Origin of the sequence: Pseudomonas sp. DWP3-1-3b3 (assembly GCF_049896305.1) — a bacterium.
Lineage (GTDB): Bacteria > Pseudomonadota > Gammaproteobacteria > Pseudomonadales > Pseudomonadaceae > Aquipseudomonas > Aquipseudomonas azotoformans_A.
In genome coordinates this window covers 235,216-251,070 of the sequence record NZ_JAFCUA010000003.1, presented here as the reverse complement: position 1 = coordinate 251,070, position 15,855 = coordinate 235,216, and the positions used below count along the sequence as shown (strand labels likewise).

Here is a 15,855-nt window from a genome sequence, read left to right as displayed (position 1 = left end):
GGCCAGCAACATCAAAATCAACACTGCGGCGAGTATCAACCCGCGTACCGCTATGCTCATGCCGCCTCCATCTGTGCCTGCAATCGCGCCACTGGCCGCTCGCGTACCGGCCAATTCAGGGCCGCGGCGAGCAGGCTCAACAGGATCGCCACCTGCCAGATCAAATCGTAGTTGCCGGTTCGATCATAGACCACCCCGCCCAACCAGCCGCCCAGGAACGAACCGAGCTGGTGGAAAAGGAACACGATCCCACCGAGCATGGAGAGGTTTCGTACACCAAACAACGTTGCGACGGTACCGTTGGTCAGCGGCACGGTGGACAGCCACAGGAAGCCCATCGCCATACCGAACAGGTAGGCCGTGACTTCGGTGACCGGCGCCCACAGAAACAGCACGATCACCACCGCGCGCAGCAGGTACAACCCGGTCAGCAAGCGCGGTTTGGACATGCGCCCACCGAGCCAGCCGGCGGTGTAGGTGCCGAAGATATTGAACAGGCCAATCAGCGCCAGCACCGTGGTGCCAACGGTGGCCGGCAAGTGCTGGTCCACCAGGTAGGCCGGCAAATGCACGCCGATAAACACCACCTGGAAACCGCAGACAAAAAAGCCGAAGGCCAACAGCCAGAAACCGGAATGGGAACAGGCTTCCTTCAAGGCTTCGCGCAAGGTTTGCTGACCGGCCAGCACCGGCAATGGACGATCCTTGAGCATGGCGACCAGCGGCAGAATCAGTGCCACCATCAGCCCCAGCGCCAACAATGCTGCGGACCAGCCCAACCAACTGATCAAACCCAGGGTGCCCGGCACCATGGCGAACTGACCGAACGAACCTGCAGCACTCGCGATGCCCATGGCCATGCTGCGTTTTTCCGGCGCCACGGCCCGGCCCACCACGCCGAGAATCACCGAGAACGACGTGCCGGACAGGCCGATACCAATCAGCAGGCCCGCACTGAGGGACAGCGACCACGCCGAATCGGACATACCCATCAACACCAGGCCCGCCGCGTACAGGACGCCGCCGACAAACACCGCTTTAGTCGCACCAAAACGGTCGGCCAGGGCGCCGGTGAACGGCTGCGCCAGACCCCAGATCAGGTTTTGCAAGGCGATGGCAAAGGCAAAGGTCTCACGGCCCCAGCCGAATTCGCTGCTCATCGGCGCCAGGAACAGGCCAAAACCGTGCCGCACGCCCAACGACAACGCCAGGATCAGCGCACTCCCTACAAGAATCCAGCCACTGGTGCGCCACATCGAGGTCATTTCTTATTCTCCGCTCGCGGGTATATACCCGCTTGTATTCGAACCAACCCGCGCTCAGGCGAGTTCGTCCAGCAAGGCCAACAAGGTTTCGCGTTTTTCCGCGCCGAGTTGATCGATCAATTTCTGCTGCGCCGCTTCCCAGGCGGGTAATGCCGCGGCCAGTCGTGCTTCACCGTCCTCGGTCAACATTACAAGGCGGTTGCGCAGGTCATCGCCTTCCACCAACCGCACCAGGCCCTCGCCTTCCAGCACCCGCAAGTTACGCCCCAACGTGCTGCGATCCAGGCCCATGGCTTCCGCCAGGCTGGAAATGCTCGGCTGATCGAGGCGCTGCAGGTTACACAGCAAAGAATACTGGGCGACGTTGATCCCGAAGCCATCAAGAGCGCCGTCGTAATGCCTGCTGACGCCACGGGCGGCACGTCGCAGGTTGGTACACAAACATTGGGAGGCAAGCATGGAAGGTGTATATACCCGCGATTGAGGGAATGCAAGAAAGTGTTACAGCGCCAGGCCAACCAGAACCGCGACTTCCAGCAGCTCCAGCAAGGCGCCAGCGGTATCACCCGTGGTGCCGCCCAGGCGGTTGACCATCAAATGGCGCAGCCCGATAAAGCAGATCGCAGCGAGCAATACAGCCTTCCCACCGCTGAAGCCACCGATGAGAATGCAGGCCAAACCGCTGAGGATCAGTACCTGTTGGCCGACGATTCTCGGTAAATGATCCGACAATGCCTGACCCAATCCACCAGCACGCACATAGCGCGTGGTGAGAAACAGCGCCAGCATCGAGGCGCGGCCGATCAGCGGCGCCAGGATCATTGCGGCGCCGTTGCGCTGCTCGATCAAGGCCACCAACGCGGTGAACTTGAGCAGCAGCACCAACCCGAGCGTGACCACGGCAATCGGACCGCTGCGGGGGTCCTTCATGATCGTCAGCGTGCGCTCGCGGTCGCCAAAACCGCCGAGCCAGGCATCGGCGCTGTCCGCCAAGCCGTCCAAGTGCAGACCACCACTGAGCAACACCCAGGCCGTCAGCAACAATGCGGCATGCAGCAGCAACGGGGCGCCCATCAATACCGAATTCAAGCCCCACAACAGCACGCCGAACAACAACCCCACCAACGGATAAAACAGCAGTGAGCGTCCCAACTCCTGAGGCTGCGGCATACCCGGCAGACGAATCGGCAGGCTGCTGAGAAACTGCAGGGCGATCCAGAAGGGCAGCATGTCTACACCCCTTCCGTCAGTGTGCCGTCAGCATCAACGTGCAGGCTGAACAACCCGCCATGGCCCACTTCGACATTCAACAGTTGCTCCCTTGGCAGTCCACGCGCTCGCGCCAATAACAGACGCATCACACCGCCATGACTGATCAACAGCACACGCTCACCGGCATAGGCCTGATGCAAGCGTGCGACAGCGCCCAGGACCCGGTCGGAAAAGGCGCTGACAGGCTCCCCTTCCGGTGGCGTAAAGCTGTAGGGGTCAGCCCAGAACAACCCCAGTCCTTCGGCGTCGGTCTCCATCAAGGCCGCTGCACTGTGCCCTTCCCAGGCACCGAAGTGCAGCTCTTGCAGATCTTTTTCCAGGCTCACCGGCAGCTTGAGTTGAGCCCCCAACTCCTCGGCAAACCGCGCGCAGCGTTGCAGCGGCGAGCTGACCAGACGGTCCCACGGCCCCTGCGCCACCACGGCCGCACGCATCTGCTCCCAGCCCTTGACGGTGAGCGCATCGTCCAGGCTGCCGCGCAGGCCGCCGCCCAGCTCGGTTTCACCGTGACGCAGCAGGTCCAGGCGCAAGGTCATGCCGGGCGGTCTGCCACGGCAGCTTCGGCGAAAGTTGCCATCTGCCCGTGCAACGCACAAGCCAGGCGCAACAGCGGAACCGCCAACGCCGCGCCGCTACCTTCGCCCAAGCGCAGGCCCAGTTCCAGCAGCGGCTGTGCGTCGAGGCTTTGCAACACATGGCGATGACCCGGCTCGGCGCCACGATGGCCGAACACCAGCCATTCACGGCAGGCCGGGTTCAAGCGTGTCGCGACCAGCGCCGCGACGCTGCAAATAAAGCCATCCACCAATACCACGATGCCTTCCTGGGCGCAGGCCAGGTACGCGCCCACCAGCGCGGCAATTTCAAAGCCGCCCAGATTGAACATCGTCTGCAACGCATCACCACGCTGGCCGGCGTGCAGCGTCAGGGCGCGCTCGATCACGGCCACTTTGTGGCTGACGCCCTGGGCATTCAACCCAGTCCCCGGCCCAGTGAGGTCACTGACCGCGCAATCGAGCAAGGCACACGCCAGCGCACTGGCGGCGGTGGTATTGCCGATGCCCATCTCGCCGCCGATAAACAGCTGCGCCCCACCTGCCAACGCACGCCGCGCACTGTCGCGACCGGCTTGCAAGGCGAGCTGCCCCTGGGTCTCGGTCATCGCCGGGCCGTTGACGAAATTGGCGGTGCCCGCGCCGATATTCAGGTGACGCACACCGGGCAGGTCCAGGGACGGCGTGACCGTGCCGAGGTCGACCACTTCCAACTGCGCGCCCAACTGCCGCGCCAACACACTGATGGCCGCGCCACCGCTGACAAAGTTGTGCAGCATCTGCCCGGTCACTGCCTGGGGAAACGCCGAAACACCTTCCGCGACCACGCCATGGTCACCGGCAAAGATGGCGATCCAAACGTGATCCACCAACGGTTTGACCTGCCCCTGCAAGCCCGCCAATTGCACCGCCAGCGCCTCCAACTGCCCGAGGGAGCCGGCCGGCTTGGTCAATTGCTGCTGGCGAGCCAGGGCGTGTTCGTACGCTTGAGCGTCAATCGCCTTACAAGGGTTGAGCCACCAGGTGTCAGTCATAACGCAGTACCTTTCAAAGTCAGGGGCAGGCCGGCAACCGTCAGGACAACACGCTGACAGCGCTCGGCCAAGGCTTGATGCAGCCAACCGGCTTCATCCACATAGCGGCGAGTCAATTCGCCCAGCGGCACGACACCCAGACCGGTCTCGTTGCTGACAAAAATGATTTCACCCGGCAGCGTGGCCAGGGTTTCCAGCAGTTGATCGCGTTCAGCGGCCAGACGATTCGGGTCTTCGAGCATCAGCAGATTAGTCAGCCACAGGGTCAGGCAATCCACCAGCAAACACTGCGCAGGCGCCGCGTTTTCACGCAGCACGCGAGACAGTTCGACAGGTTCTTCGATCAGGCCCCAATGCTCGGGTCGACGCTGGCGATGCAGCGCGACGCGCTCATTCATCTCACCATCCAACGGCTGGCTGGTGGCGATGTAAGTGACGAGCAAACCACTGTCGCTGGCAAGCTTTTCGGCGAGACGACTTTTGCCGGAACGGGCGCCACCGAGGATCAGTTGGAGCATGGGATCGCACCTTGATCTGGCTGAAATGTATCGGCGCTCAGGCCGCCTTCGCGGGCAAGCCCGCTCCCACACTGAGACCGCATACTCACAGTCAAACCCCACACAGCTTGCGTAACAAATCGGTATCCAAATGGTTTTCCACCAGGTCCGCCAGACGCTCGATATCACGCTCACGCAACCCGTGATAATCCACTGCTTGCACGTCCTGCAAACCTGCCCAGCGCAGCAAGGCACTACACGCCGCCGGGTTTTCGAACAACCCGTGCAGATAAGTACCAAGGATCTGTCCATCAGCGCTTTGAGCACCGTCCGTGCGACCGTCATCCAGCAACACCGCAGCGTTAAGCAATGCTTCGCCGGACGTCACACCCGCATGAATCTCATAACCACTGACCTCGGCATCCTCCAGCACCAAACGCCCACGCACATTACGCAACTGCTTCTCTTCTTCGAGCGTGGTGCTGAACGCCAGCAACCCCAGGCCATCGCTGGATCCGCCAGCCCCTTCCAGGCCCAACGGGTCATGCACCTGCTCACCGAGCATCTGCAGGCCACCGCAAATACCCAGCACCTTGCCGCCATAGCGCAAGTGCCGCGCCACGGCGGTATCCCAGCCGTTGGCACGCAAGTACGCCAAGTCACTGCGCACGCTTTTCGAGCCAGGGAGGATGATCAGGTCGGCGCCAGGGATCGACTGGCCCGGCCCGATGAACTGCAGATCCACTTGGGGATGCAGGCGCAGTGGGTCGAAATCCGTGTGGTTGCTGATGCGCGGCAATACCGGCACCACCACCTTGAGTACCTGGGCCGCCTTGTCGATCTGGCGCCTGTCGATGCCGTCTTCGGCCTCCAGGTGCAGGTCCATCACATAGGGCAACACGCCGACCACCGGTTTGCCGGTGCGCGCTTCCAGCCAGTCCAGGCCGGGTTGCAGCAACGCGATGTCACCGCGAAAACGGTTGATGATGAAGCCTTTGACCCGCGCCTGTTCCGTGGGCGACAGCAGTTCCAGGGTGCCGACCAGATGGGCAAACACGCCGCCACGATTGATATCGGCGATCAGCAACACCGGGCAATCCACCGCCTCGGCGAAGCCCATGTTGGCGATGTCATTGACGCGCAGGTTGATCTCCGCCGGGGAGCCCGCGCCTTCCACCATCACCACCGAGTAGGCCTGGCTCAACCGGGCGTGGGAGGCCAGCACCGCCTGCATCGCGATGGCTTTGTAGTCGTGATAGGCCACCGCGTTCATGCTGGTGACGGCGCGGCCGTGGATGATGACTTGGGAGCCGGTGTCACTGTTGGGCTTGAGCAGCACCGGGTTCATGTCGGTGTGCGGCGCCAGGTAGGCGGCCTGGGCCTGCACGGCCTGGGCGCGGCCGATCTCGCCGCCTTCGGCGGTCACGGCGCTGTTGAGCGCCATGTTCTGCGGCTTGAACGGCGCCACCGCCACGCCCTGACGGACCAACCAGCGGCACAGCGCGGTCACCAAGGTACTTTTGCCGGCGTCGGAGGTGGTGCCTTGCACCATCAGCGTACTCATGTGGCGTCCTTATAGACGACCAGGGCTTGGTCCAGGCGCAGCCAGTCAGCTTCGGTATCGGGTAGGCCAAAGCGCAGGCTGCTGTCGTGGACAAACAGCCGCAGCAGGATGCCGCGCTGGGCCATGAATTCGTGCATGCGTTCGGCGTGGGGCGTGATCAGCCATTGAAACAACGCGCAGCCGCCCTGGGGCTGGAAGCCGTGGCGCTCCAGCAAGGCGAACAACCGCTGGCCGGCCTCGATGCACCGCGTGCGTTGCCGCGCATGCCCGGCCGTGTCGCGCAGGCATACCTGGCCCAACACCCGCGTCGGCCCGCTGACCGCCCAAGGGCCGACCTGTTCGGCCAGCAACTTGAGCAGTTTGCGCTCGGCCAACACAAAACCCAGCCGCACCCCGGCCAGGCCGAAGAACTTGCCGAACGAACGCAACACGATCAGGCCAACCTGATGGGCCTGGCCCGCCAGGCTCAGTTGCGGGGTGACGTCCATGAAGGCTTCGTCTACCACCAGCCAGCCGCCGCGCTGGGCCAGCCGCGAGTGCCAGTCCAGCAAGCGCTGCGGGGTCAGGCTCAGGCCGGTGGGATTGTTGGGGTTGACCACCACCAACACATCGAGACCATCGAGAAAGAAGTCGACTTCCTGCTCCTGCACTTCGCGCACCACGTAGCCGGCGCGACGCCAGGCTTCGGCGTGTTCGGCATAACACGGCGACAGCACACCGACTTTGCCCGCGCGGCGCAGGCGTGGCAGCAACTGGATGGCCGCCTGGGAACCGGGCACCGGTAACAGGTGCGCAGCGCCGTAGTATTCGCTGGCGGCCTGCTCCAGGCCATCGTCGGTTTCTGGCAGGCGCGCCCAGGCCCGCAGCGGGATCTCGGGGATCGGCCACGGCCAGGGCGCGAGGCCGCTGGACAAGTCGAGCCAATCGGCCTCGGCAATCCCGTACTGAATCGCCGCCTTACGCAGCCGGCCACCGTGCTCAAGCATAAAATTGCGCCCCCGCGCATAGGATCAGCAGCCACAACCATACGCCGCGCTGCACCAGTTGCCAGCCTCGGTCGATGGAATCGGCATCCGCCGGAGGGCCTTCGCCCAGTTGCGGACGCTGGTGCACTTCGCCGTGATAGATCGCGGCGCCGCCCAACTCCACGCCCAGCGCACCGGCACCGGCCGCCATGACCGGGCCCGCGTTGGGGCTGTCCCAGGTCGGGCCTTGGGTGCGCCAGCATTTGAGCGCCAGGCGCGTCTTGCCCAGTACGGCGTAAGTCAACGCCACCAGGCGTGCAGGAATGTAGTTCAGCACATCATCGATCTTTGCCGCTGCCCAGCCGAAGCGCTCGAAACGTTCGTTGCGATAGCCCCACATGGCGTCGAGGGTGTTGCTCAGGCGATAAAGCACCACGCCTGGCACACCCGCGACGACAAACCAGAAAATCGCAGCAAACACCGCATCGCTGCCGTTTTCCAGCACCGACTCGGTAGCGGCGCGGGCGACTTCGGTGCGGTCCAGCTCACTGGTCTGACGGCTCACCAGGTAGCTCACGCGCTTGCGTGCTTCCTCAAGGTCATCACTGCGCAAGGCTTGGGCCACCGGGATCACATGCTCACCGAGACTGCGCATGCCAAGGGCGCAATACAGCGCCAGGATCTCCAATACCCAGCCGATGTAAGGTGCCCAGGATAACGCCGTGGCCAGCAGGGTCAGCGGCACCACGGCGATAAACCACGCGGTCACGCCATGGCTGCGCCAGCCGCGGCCACCGGTATTGAAACGTTGCTCGATGCGCCCGGCGAAATTGCCGAACGCCACCAGCGGATGCCAGCGCCTGGGTTCGCCCAGCAGCGCATCCAGCGCGACTGCAGCGACACACAGCAAGGCCACACTCATTGACTCACTCCCCACCCATTCTCATACAACATGTCACTCAGCGGCCGAGGCTCGGTCCAGCCCTCGAGTTGCAACATCGGTGCCGGGTAAAACTCGGCCACCGGCCCCAGGCACAGCACCGCCAAGGGTTTCGCGCCGAGCGGTAAACCCAACAGATCGGCCAGGGCCTGGGGCTCGAACAGCGAGACCCAGCCCATGCCCAGGCCTTCGACGCGGGCGGCCAGCCACAGGTTCTGGATCGCGCAGGACAGCGAGGCCATGTCCATCTCCGGCAAGGTACGGCGGCCAAAGATGTGCCGCTCGCGATCATCCATCAACGCCGCCACCAGCACTTCGGCGCAGTCGTGAATGCCTTCGACCTTGAGCTTCATGAACTCGTCGGAACGCTCGCCCAGGGCTTCGGCGGTGCGTACACGCTCTTCTTCCACCAACTGTTGAATCTGACCACGCAACTGACGGTCGCTGATGCGGATAAAACGCCAGGGCTGCATCAGGCCGACACTGGGTGCCTGGTGCGCGGCCTGGAGCAGGCGATGAAGCAATTCGGGGGCGACGGTGCCGCCGCTGAAATGGCGCATGTCACGGCGTTCGGCGATGGCACGGTAGACGGCGTCGCGGTCGGCCTGGGGGAAGGCGTTGTCGCTCATAGTGCTGGATCGGGCGCGAACAATGCGGCCACCGCCTGGGGATTCGAGGGGAAATAGAAGTGTACGTAGGACGCCGTCATCCGCCCCTGCCGATAAACCGCCTCGGCACCGCGTCCACCATTGGGGCTCAGGCCACGGGCAATCGGCTGCCATTCGGTGGTGGTCAGCGAGTGGTGATAGGTATGGCCGCGCAGTGTGCCTTCGGGCAGTTCGACATTTTGCAGCGCCAGGGCCGCGAGTTTCTTCTGCATCACCGCATCGCCTTGCAGCAGGCCGACCAGTTCGGCGCGAGTGCCGTCGACATCGGTCAGCGAGTCCAGCAGGTAGAGCATGCCGCCGCATTCGGCGAGCAGCGGTTTGCCGGCGGCATGATGAGCACGGATGGCGTCGAGCATCGGGGTATTTTGCGACAGCGCCTGGTGGTGCAGTTCCGGGTAACCACCGGGCAGGTAGAGACTGTCGGCGTCCGGCAATTGGCGATCGTGGATCGGCGAGAAGAACTTCAGCTCAGCGCCCATTGCCCGCAACAGGTCAAGGCTGGCGCCGTAGGTGAACGCGAAGGCTTCGTCGCGGGCCACGGCGATGCGCACGCCGTTAAGCAGTGGCTCGGCGTCGATCACTTCAGGCGCGGCAAAGGTGACCGGCGGCGGCAAGGCGACTTCGCAACTGCTACCCAGCGCTTGGGCGGCTGCATCGAGACGTACATCGAGGTCATTCAGTTCGCTCGCCTGCACCAAACCCAGGTGACGGCTAGGCAGCTCGATACCGGTCTCGCGAGATAATGCGCCGTACCAACGCAGGCCTTCGGTGAGGCTGCCTTCAAGCAATTGCGCATGGCGCAGGGTGCCGACGCGGTTAGCCAGCACGCCAGCGAACGGCAAGTCCGGCTGATAACGCGCCAGGCCCAGGGCCAACGCGCCAAAGGTCTGGGCCATGGCGGTGCCGTCGATCACGCCAAGCACCGGCACACCAAAGTGTCGCGCCAGGTCGGCGCTGGACGGCGTGCCGTCGAACAGACCCATCACGCCTTCGATCAAGATCAGGTCCGCCTCCCCCGCCGCCTCCCACAGCAAGCGGCGACTTTCCTGCTCGCCCACCATCCACATGTCCAATTGATACACCGGCGCACCGCTGGCGCGTTCGTGGATCATCGGGTCGAGGAAGTCCGGGCCGCATTTGAACACGCGCACCTTGCGCCCCAGGTTGCGGTGCAAGCGGGCCAATGCGGCGGTGACGGTGGTTTTGCCCTGGCCGGACGCCGGTGCGGCGATCAAGACGGCCGGGCAATGACGGGGCTGATTCAAAGTTCGACGCCCTTCTGTGCCTTGATACCGGCCTGGAACGCGTGCTTGAGCATGCCCATTTCGGTGACGGTGTCGCCCATTTCGATCAGTTCAGGCTTGGCGCCACGGCCGGTAACCACCACGTGTTGCATCGGCGGGCGGGCTTGCAGGTCGCTGAGCACCTGGTCCAGGTCGAGGTAGCCATGCTTGAGGGCGATGTTCAGCTCATCCAGTACGACCAGGCCGATGGACGGGTCCTGCAGCAACTCGCGGGAAACCGCCCAGGCGGCTTCGGCAGCGGCGATGTCGCGCTGGCGGTCCTGGGTTTCCCAGGTGAAGCCTTCGCCCATGACGTGGAAACGCACTTGCTCGGGGAAACGGCGGAAGAACAACTCTTCACCCGTACTGTTGCGCCCCTTGATGAACTGCACCACACCGCACTGCATGCCGTGGCCCATGGCCCGGGCCAGCATGCCGAACGCGGAGCTGCTCTTGCCTTTGCCGTTGCCGGTCAGCACCAGCAGCAGGCCGCACTCGTTGGGGGAATTGGCGATGCGTTCATCGATCACGGCTTTTTTGCGCAGCATGCGCGCCAGATGGCGTTCGTCGCGGTCGGGGGAATCGGTCATGGCAGCTCTCCGTTGGGGCTGGACAAAAACGGCGGGCAGGAAAAAGAAAAAACAGACAGCCAAGCATCGCCCACCGTGATGCTGTTGGATGTTGCAGGCCGGTCTCCGGGCTCATGAGTGGCGCGCGCCTTATAGAGGCGCAGACCGACGCTGCGCCTTCCCATATCGCGAGCGATACAGTGGCAAAAGGCAGCGTCTTGACTCATTTACCGTTGCGGGGGCAGCGCCGGAATCGCGGCGGCACTGTGTACAAGTGCGCTCACTCACCGGCTTCCCTGTTTCACTCGGTCGACCCATGGGTCACAGAGCACCTGGAACAAGCGGCGAAGGTTAGTGGGTTGGGGGTGGAGCGTCAATTAAACCCACCACAAAACCAATGTGGGAGCGGGCTTGCTCGCGAATGCGGTGTGTCAGTCAGCACATTAGCAAACTGACAGACCGCATTCGCGAGCAAGCCCGCTCCCACAAGTGGCTCTTTGCCAATTCAGGGATTACGCGCCAGATTTCCCGGCAACACGCGCTTGGCACTCAGGTAGGCATTCTGCCAATACGCCTTGGACAAGGTGTCGAGCTTCACCGTACCGCCGGTTTGCGGTGCATGCACAAAGCGGCCTTCACCGACGTAGATCCCGGCGTGGCTGACCTGTGAACCGCCGCCTGTAGCGAAGAACAACAAGTCGCCGGTCTGCAGATTCTGCTCGCTGACATCCTGGGCGCGCATCACGATCAGTTCGCGGGTGGTGCGCGGCAGGGAGATGCCGGCAGCATCGCGGAAGACAAACCCGATCAGGCCGCTGCAATCAAACCCGGAGTCCGGTGTGTTGCCGCCCCAACGATAAGGCGTGCCGACCAGGCCCAGCGCGCGGAAGAGCACATCTTCGGCCGCAGGCGAGAAATTCTGGGTGGAGTAGTTGAACACCGGCTTGGGCTTGACGGCCACAGGCGCGGGCGGCGGGCGGCTTGCGCAGGCGCTGAGCAGCGCGGCGCAAAGAATAAGGATCAGGCGGGCCGAGGTCGACATGGGCAGAACAATCCTGGTCTGGATGCGGCTTTCGCTGCCGAACGCTGAAAACCAGAACGCGCAAGCAAAGCTCGCGCGAACGGATTACAACAATGTCCAGGGATTCTAGCGCTTACACGTCAAACTTCAAGTATCACTTTAAGTTTACTTGCTAGCGGTTACCGTCGTCGGGGCCATGGCGAGTGCGCGCTTGGCTTCGATGAAGGTTTTGCTCCAGTAGCTGTCACCCAGGTTATCGACCCGGACACCGCCACTGCGACGGCTGCTGGAGTGGATAAACTGGTTATCGCCCAGGTAGATACCGGCATGACTTACACGGCCACGACCCGCTGTACTGAAGAAAAGCAGATCACCGGGCTTGAGGTTGTTGCGCGCGACCAACGGTGCATCCACGTTGATCATTTCGCGGGTGGAGCGTGGCAGGTTCATGCCAGCTTCTTCGCGAAACAGGTAGCCGATGAAACCGCTGCAGTCGAAACCGGCTTCAGAGGTGCCACCGAAACGGTAACGGGTACCGATCAGGGACATGCCGCGTTCGAGGATGCTGTCGGCCAGAACGGGCAGCTGGTAAGGCTTGCTGCCATTGAAATTGGCCAGTTCTTTTTCCGTTGCCAGCTCTTCTTCATAAACAGAAGCAGACTGTGCAGCAACGAATTTTGCCTGATTTTGAATCTGTGGTTTTTGCTGTTCTGCCACCTGTTGAGGGTGGGAGGCGCAACCAAACAACAGGGTAACGAGTGCGAGGGGCACGAGGGGTGCGAAGCGATTTAGCATGGGCACGACCGTGGCTGATATGTAAAGAAGACGAGACTATGCCCTCTATCACATCGATTTGCAAATTCAATCGTGATCTATGTGACTTCTTGTTTGGACTATGACATCTAAGCCCTTAACACCCTATATCTGCCTTTTGCGTAGCCAAACCGGCTCAAACGCAGGTTTTCTGGCGCCTGGAATTTGCCGAAAGCCGCGAAAACAGCGGGCCGGCTACCAGCCGAGGGTTTCTTTCAAGAAGGGAATGGTCAGCTTGCGCTGGGCCTGCAAGGAGGCTTGGTCGAGCTGTTCAAGCAGATCGAACAACGCGCTCATGCTGCGCGTGCCGCGGGTGAGGATGAAATGCCCCACTTCGTCGGTGAGGTGCAGGCCGCGACGGGATGCACGCAATTGCAAGGCACGCAATTTGTCTTCATCGGAGAGTGGGCGCATCTGGAAGATCAGCGCCAGGGTCATGCGCGACTTGAGGTCGGCCAGCTTGATCGGTAACTCACGTGGCGAGGTGGACGCGGCAATCAGCAGGCGCCGACCGCTGTCACGCAAGCGGTTGAACAGATGGAACAGCGCCTCTTCCCACTCCGCCTTGCCGGCGATGGCTTGCAGATCGTCCAGGCACACCAGCTCGTACTGCTCAAGATGGTCGAAGATACCGATACCGCGATCCATCAACTCCGCCAGGGGCAGGTAAACCGCCGGCTCGCCCATCTGCTCGAACCGCAGGCACGCGGCCTGCAACAGGTGGGTACGCCCTACGCCGTGCTTGCCCCACAGATAGATCAGGCTTTCGGTCCACCCGGCGTCGGCTTCGCAGAGCCGCTCGACATAGCCGAGTGCAGCGGCATTGGCGCCTGGGTAGTAGTTGATAAAGGTGGCGTCGTCACGCAGACGCACACCCAAGGGCAGCTGAATCGGTTTCATGCTGACTGAACGGCTCCAAACGAACCGTTAGTGGCCTCTGTGTAAAGTTTGCAAAGTTTATACCCGTGACGCCGGGCGCACAATGCAACAGACCCCAAGCAAAATCAAAGGTTTGCGTTAACTTGTTGGATTTACGCAGATTGTTTGACGCACCGGCTCCAGAAACAACAAACCCGACCTGGGCCGGGTTTGTGGCAGAGTGATTACAGATCGGGGTCTTCAACCCCCGTGTACACCTCCGAATCCTTATACAAATCGTGTACATGGCGCACCAGCACCATGATCACCGCCGCCACCGGCAGCGCGAGCAGAATGCCAGTGAAGCCGAACAACTCACCGCCCGCCAGGATCGCAAAGATCACCGCCACAGGGTGCAAGCCGATCCGATCACCCACCAGCAACGGCGTCAGCACCATGCCTTCCAACGCCTGGCCGACCATAAACACCGCCACGATCCCCAGCATCGGGTACAGGTCACCGCCAAACTGGAACAACCCCGCCACCAACGCCGCGCCGATACCAATCACAAAGCCCATATAAGGCACGATGGCGGCAAGACCGGCGATCAGGCCGATCAACAGGCCCAGTTCCAGGCCGATGGCCATCAGGCCAGCGGCGTAGATAATCCCCAGTGCCAACATCACCAGCAATTGGCCGCGCACAAAGGCGCCAAGCACTTCATGACACTCCTCGGCCAGAGAGACAATGCGCTCTTCGCGATTGCGCGGCAGCAGGCTGCGAATCTTGGCCATCATGATGTCCCAGTCGCGCAGCAGGTAGAACGCCACCACCGGGATCAGCACCAGGTTGGTCAACCAGCCAATCAACGCCAGGCTGGAGGCCGTCGCCTGGCTGAGGACCACACCGACGATATCGGTGGTCTGGCCCATATGCTCGCTGATAGCCGCCTTGACCTTGTCGAACTTCCAGAAACCATCCGCCAACCCCAACTTGGCCTGGGCCCACGGCATCGCCGTGTGTTGCAGCCAGTCGAGCATCTGCGGCGCCAGCTCATACAGGCGGAACAGTTGCTTGGCCAGCATCGGCACCAGCACCAGCACCAGCGCCGTGATGATCAGGGTAAACAGGGCGAATACCGCCACCACGCCCCAGGTGCGCGACAACCCGGCCTTCTCCAGGCGATCCACCACCGGATCGAACAGATAGGCCAGCAGCAACGCGACCAGGAACGGCGTCAGGATCGAATGCAGCAGGAACACAAAAACGCACAGCAGGACAATCCCGCCAAGCCACACCCAACGACGCGTATCCGCCATAAACCACTCCACCTATATAAAGAAGAAAACTGCTACCAACGAAAACGCAGTTGCGCCTGAGGCTCGGGCGCGACCGCTGGCTGCGTGCCATCCACTACGGGTTGCTGAACCGGCGCTTCACCCGCAGGAACCTCCTGCAACTTGGCCAGGCTCAACTGGGTACGTAATTGATCGGCACTGCCATTGACGCGGTACACGATGCGATTGCCGTCCACGAGTTGTGGCTGAGCGCCAAAAGGTTCAAGCAGATGACCGAGTGCGGCGTAACGCTCCAGGGTCATGCCCTGTACTTCCAGCAGTTGTTCGGTGCTCACGCCGGGTTTGACCGCAAAGCGTGGCGCGAGCTTTTGGCTGACCGCCAGCATCACCGCGTCGGCCACAGCGCCGGTGTCGGCCCCTTGCGCGGTGCCCTGCTCGCTCTTGTCGCCCAGCCACAAACGCCATTTGGCTTGCCATTGGCTGCCTTCCTGGCGCGCATGCACGGCCAGCAAGGCGTCGGCGCCATAACGCTCGGAGGCGGCGCGCAGCGGTGTGGCGTCAGCACTTTCCAGGTTCGGTGCGGTGGCGACCACCTGCTCATCCAGGTCACCCAGGGGCAAGCGCAGCGGCAAGCCCCGGTGTTGCGCGGCACGGCGCAACGCCTGGGCGACGGTCTGGCCATCGCCCACCAGGCTGCTGCCTTCGGTGGAGTCGTTCAGCCACCAACCAAGGATCGACGGCCGATTGCTGCCCCAGATCGACAAGCCAGCTTCACGCAAGACGCGATCAGTGCTCACCGGGTCGAAATCCACTTGCAGGCTTTCCGGCGGGCCGGCGTCGTAGCCATATTGGCTGATGATTTGTTGCGGATCTTTACGAACGGCCGCCAGGCCCGGGCCATCGGCAGCCTTGGCGTCGCCGGTCAGGCGAATCACCAGGGTCTGCACGGCGCGCTGGGTCGCCTGGTCACGCTCTTGGGGCGACTGGCTGCTGACGGGTTCGAGTACTTGATAAAGGCCATTGAGGGTTTCGGCATGACTCGCCAGGCTGACCAACGACAAGAAGCCTACAAAGAAGAATTTACACAGACGCATGGAAGATTCCCGAACGACAAATTTAGCGGCTGGAACAGACCGCGTGAACTCGGTTTGCCAAGGCTGTGACCACGGCGACCGGTAAAACATTCACAGGGTCTTGGTAAGTTTTCGTACTGTCACAACGCTAGCGCCGTAAAGGCTATACCTTAATACGCGC

General features: G+C 62.4%; 17 protein-coding genes and 1 riboswitch. All 17 genes read right to left on the bottom strand.

Going from position 1 to position 15,855, the window contains the following annotated elements; all coding sequences use genetic code 11:
* Positions 1 to 56: 56 nt before the first annotated feature.
* Entirely contained in the window at positions 57 to 1,256 is a 1,200-nt protein-coding gene (locus tag ACP7BX_RS11155) for an MFS transporter (protein WP_161630248.1), read from the bottom strand.
* 63 nt (positions 1,257 to 1,319) lie between these two features.
* On the bottom strand, positions 1,320 to 1,724 hold the full coding sequence (locus ACP7BX_RS11150; protein ID WP_038847945.1) for a MarR family winged helix-turn-helix transcriptional regulator: 405 nt from the start codon (positions 1,722 to 1,724) through the stop codon (positions 1,320 to 1,322).
* Positions 1,725 to 1,766: 42 nt separating this feature from the next.
* Positions 1,767 to 2,495, bottom strand: a complete 729-nt coding sequence (locus tag ACP7BX_RS11145; protein WP_426126468.1) for an adenosylcobinamide-GDP ribazoletransferase — start codon at positions 2,493 to 2,495, stop codon at positions 1,767 to 1,769.
* 2 nt (positions 2,496 to 2,497) lie between these two features.
* Complete coding sequence (gene cobC, locus ACP7BX_RS11140) at positions 2,498 to 3,073, bottom strand: alpha-ribazole phosphatase family protein (RefSeq protein ID WP_426126466.1); 576 nt, start codon at positions 3,071 to 3,073, stop codon at positions 2,498 to 2,500.
* Positions 3,070 to 4,125: a nicotinate-nucleotide--dimethylbenzimidazole phosphoribosyltransferase gene (gene cobT, locus ACP7BX_RS11135; protein ID WP_426126464.1), complete on the bottom strand. Its 1,056-nt coding sequence runs from the start codon at positions 4,123 to 4,125 to the stop codon at positions 3,070 to 3,072. Before cobT ends, cobC begins: the two co-directional genes overlap by 4 nt.
* The gene (gene cobU, locus ACP7BX_RS11130; protein ID WP_426126462.1) at positions 4,122 to 4,643 is read right to left on the bottom strand and encodes a bifunctional adenosylcobinamide kinase/adenosylcobinamide-phosphate guanylyltransferase; all 522 of its coding nucleotides are present in this window, start codon (positions 4,641 to 4,643) and stop codon (positions 4,122 to 4,124) included. Before cobU ends, cobT begins: the two co-directional genes overlap by 4 nt.
* 91 nt (positions 4,644 to 4,734) lie before the next feature.
* Positions 4,735 to 6,186: a cobyric acid synthase gene (locus ACP7BX_RS11125; RefSeq protein ID WP_426126460.1), complete on the bottom strand. Its 1,452-nt coding sequence runs from the start codon at positions 6,184 to 6,186 to the stop codon at positions 4,735 to 4,737.
* Complete coding sequence (gene cobD / locus ACP7BX_RS11120) at positions 6,183 to 7,172, bottom strand: threonine-phosphate decarboxylase CobD (protein ID WP_426126458.1); 990 nt, start codon at positions 7,170 to 7,172, stop codon at positions 6,183 to 6,185. The genes ACP7BX_RS11125 and cobD overlap by 4 nt, the downstream gene beginning before the upstream one ends.
* Entirely contained in the window at positions 7,165 to 8,073 is a 909-nt protein-coding gene (cbiB, locus tag ACP7BX_RS11115; RefSeq protein ID WP_033900697.1) for an adenosylcobinamide-phosphate synthase CbiB, read from the bottom strand. The genes cobD and cbiB overlap by 8 nt, the downstream gene beginning before the upstream one ends.
* Positions 8,070 to 8,720 carry a 5,6-dimethylbenzimidazole synthase gene (gene bluB, locus ACP7BX_RS11110; protein WP_426126455.1) on the bottom strand — a complete coding sequence of 217 codons (651 nt, stop codon included), beginning with the start codon at positions 8,718 to 8,720 and terminating at the stop codon, positions 8,070 to 8,072. The genes cbiB and bluB overlap by 4 nt, the downstream gene beginning before the upstream one ends.
* Positions 8,717 to 10,024, bottom strand: coding sequence for a cobyrinate a,c-diamide synthase (locus ACP7BX_RS11105; RefSeq protein WP_426126453.1), 1,308 nt, complete (start codon positions 10,022 to 10,024; stop codon positions 8,717 to 8,719). The genes bluB and ACP7BX_RS11105 overlap by 4 nt, the downstream gene beginning before the upstream one ends.
* Entirely contained in the window at positions 10,021 to 10,632 is a 612-nt protein-coding gene (gene cobO / locus ACP7BX_RS11100; RefSeq protein ID WP_010208674.1) for a cob(I)yrinic acid a,c-diamide adenosyltransferase, read from the bottom strand. Before cobO ends, ACP7BX_RS11105 begins: the two co-directional genes overlap by 4 nt.
* A 79-nt stretch (positions 10,633 to 10,711) precedes the next feature.
* Positions 10,712 to 10,962, bottom strand: a riboswitch (cobalamin riboswitch).
* 154 nt (positions 10,963 to 11,116) lie between these two features.
* On the bottom strand, positions 11,117 to 11,653 hold the full coding sequence (locus tag ACP7BX_RS11095) for a C40 family peptidase (protein ID WP_028617370.1): 537 nt from the start codon (positions 11,651 to 11,653) through the stop codon (positions 11,117 to 11,119).
* 144 nt (positions 11,654 to 11,797) lie between these two features.
* Positions 11,798 to 12,427, bottom strand: a complete 630-nt coding sequence (locus ACP7BX_RS11090) for a C40 family peptidase (RefSeq protein ID WP_426126451.1) — start codon at positions 12,425 to 12,427, stop codon at positions 11,798 to 11,800.
* A gap of 213 nt (positions 12,428 to 12,640) precedes the next feature.
* Entirely contained in the window at positions 12,641 to 13,345 is a 705-nt protein-coding gene (gene hda / locus ACP7BX_RS11085) for a DnaA regulatory inactivator Hda (RefSeq protein WP_010208669.1), read from the bottom strand.
* A 203-nt stretch (positions 13,346 to 13,548) separates the two neighbouring features.
* Positions 13,549 to 14,622, bottom strand: coding sequence for an AI-2E family transporter (locus ACP7BX_RS11080; RefSeq protein ID WP_033900692.1), 1,074 nt, complete (start codon positions 14,620 to 14,622; stop codon positions 13,549 to 13,551).
* Between the two features lie 32 nt (positions 14,623 to 14,654).
* Positions 14,655 to 15,695, bottom strand: coding sequence for a DUF2066 domain-containing protein (locus tag ACP7BX_RS11075; RefSeq protein WP_426126449.1), 1,041 nt, complete (start codon positions 15,693 to 15,695; stop codon positions 14,655 to 14,657).
* Positions 15,696 to 15,855: the final 160 nt, after the last annotated feature.

What these genes read in the sequence shown, in the direction of transcription:
- ACP7BX_RS11155 (WP_161630248.1), bottom strand. Translation starts at nt 1,256, where the DNA reads ATGTGGCGCACCAGTGGCTGGATTCTTGTAGGGAGTGCGCTGATCCTG.
- ACP7BX_RS11150 (WP_038847945.1), bottom strand. Translation starts at nt 1,724, where the DNA reads ATGCTTGCCTCCCAATGTTTGTGTACCAACCTGCGACGTGCCGCCCGT.
- ACP7BX_RS11145 (WP_426126468.1), bottom strand. Translation starts at nt 2,495, where the DNA reads ATGCTGCCCTTCTGGATCGCCCTGCAGTTTCTCAGCAGCCTGCCGATT.
- cobC (WP_426126466.1), bottom strand. Translation starts at nt 3,073, where the DNA reads ATGACCTTGCGCCTGGACCTGCTGCGTCACGGTGAAACCGAGCTGGGC.
- cobT (WP_426126464.1), bottom strand. Translation starts at nt 4,125, where the DNA reads ATGACTGACACCTGGTGGCTCAACCCTTGTAAGGCGATTGACGCTCAA.
- cobU (WP_426126462.1), bottom strand. Translation starts at nt 4,643, where the DNA reads ATGCTCCAACTGATCCTCGGTGGCGCCCGTTCCGGCAAAAGTCGTCTC.
- ACP7BX_RS11125 (WP_426126460.1), bottom strand. Translation starts at nt 6,186, where the DNA reads ATGAGTACGCTGATGGTGCAAGGCACCACCTCCGACGCCGGCAAAAGT.
- cobD (WP_426126458.1), bottom strand. Translation starts at nt 7,172, where the DNA reads ATGCTTGAGCACGGTGGCCGGCTGCGTAAGGCGGCGATTCAGTACGGG.
- cbiB (WP_033900697.1), bottom strand. Translation starts at nt 8,073, where the DNA reads ATGAGTGTGGCCTTGCTGTGTGTCGCTGCAGTCGCGCTGGATGCGCTG.
- bluB (WP_426126455.1), bottom strand. Translation starts at nt 8,720, where the DNA reads ATGAGCGACAACGCCTTCCCCCAGGCCGACCGCGACGCCGTCTACCGT.
- cobO (WP_010208674.1), bottom strand. Translation starts at nt 10,632, where the DNA reads ATGACCGATTCCCCCGACCGCGACGAACGCCATCTGGCGCGCATGCTG.
- ACP7BX_RS11095 (WP_028617370.1), bottom strand. Translation starts at nt 11,653, where the DNA reads ATGTCGACCTCGGCCCGCCTGATCCTTATTCTTTGCGCCGCGCTGCTC.
- ACP7BX_RS11090 (WP_426126451.1), bottom strand. Translation starts at nt 12,427, where the DNA reads ATGCTAAATCGCTTCGCACCCCTCGTGCCCCTCGCACTCGTTACCCTG.
- hda (WP_010208669.1), bottom strand. Translation starts at nt 13,345, where the DNA reads ATGAAACCGATTCAGCTGCCCTTGGGTGTGCGTCTGCGTGACGACGCC.
- ACP7BX_RS11080 (WP_033900692.1), bottom strand. Translation starts at nt 14,622, where the DNA reads ATGGCGGATACGCGTCGTTGGGTGTGGCTTGGCGGGATTGTCCTGCTG.
- ACP7BX_RS11075 (WP_426126449.1), bottom strand. Translation starts at nt 15,695, where the DNA reads ATGCGTCTGTGTAAATTCTTCTTTGTAGGCTTCTTGTCGTTGGTCAGC.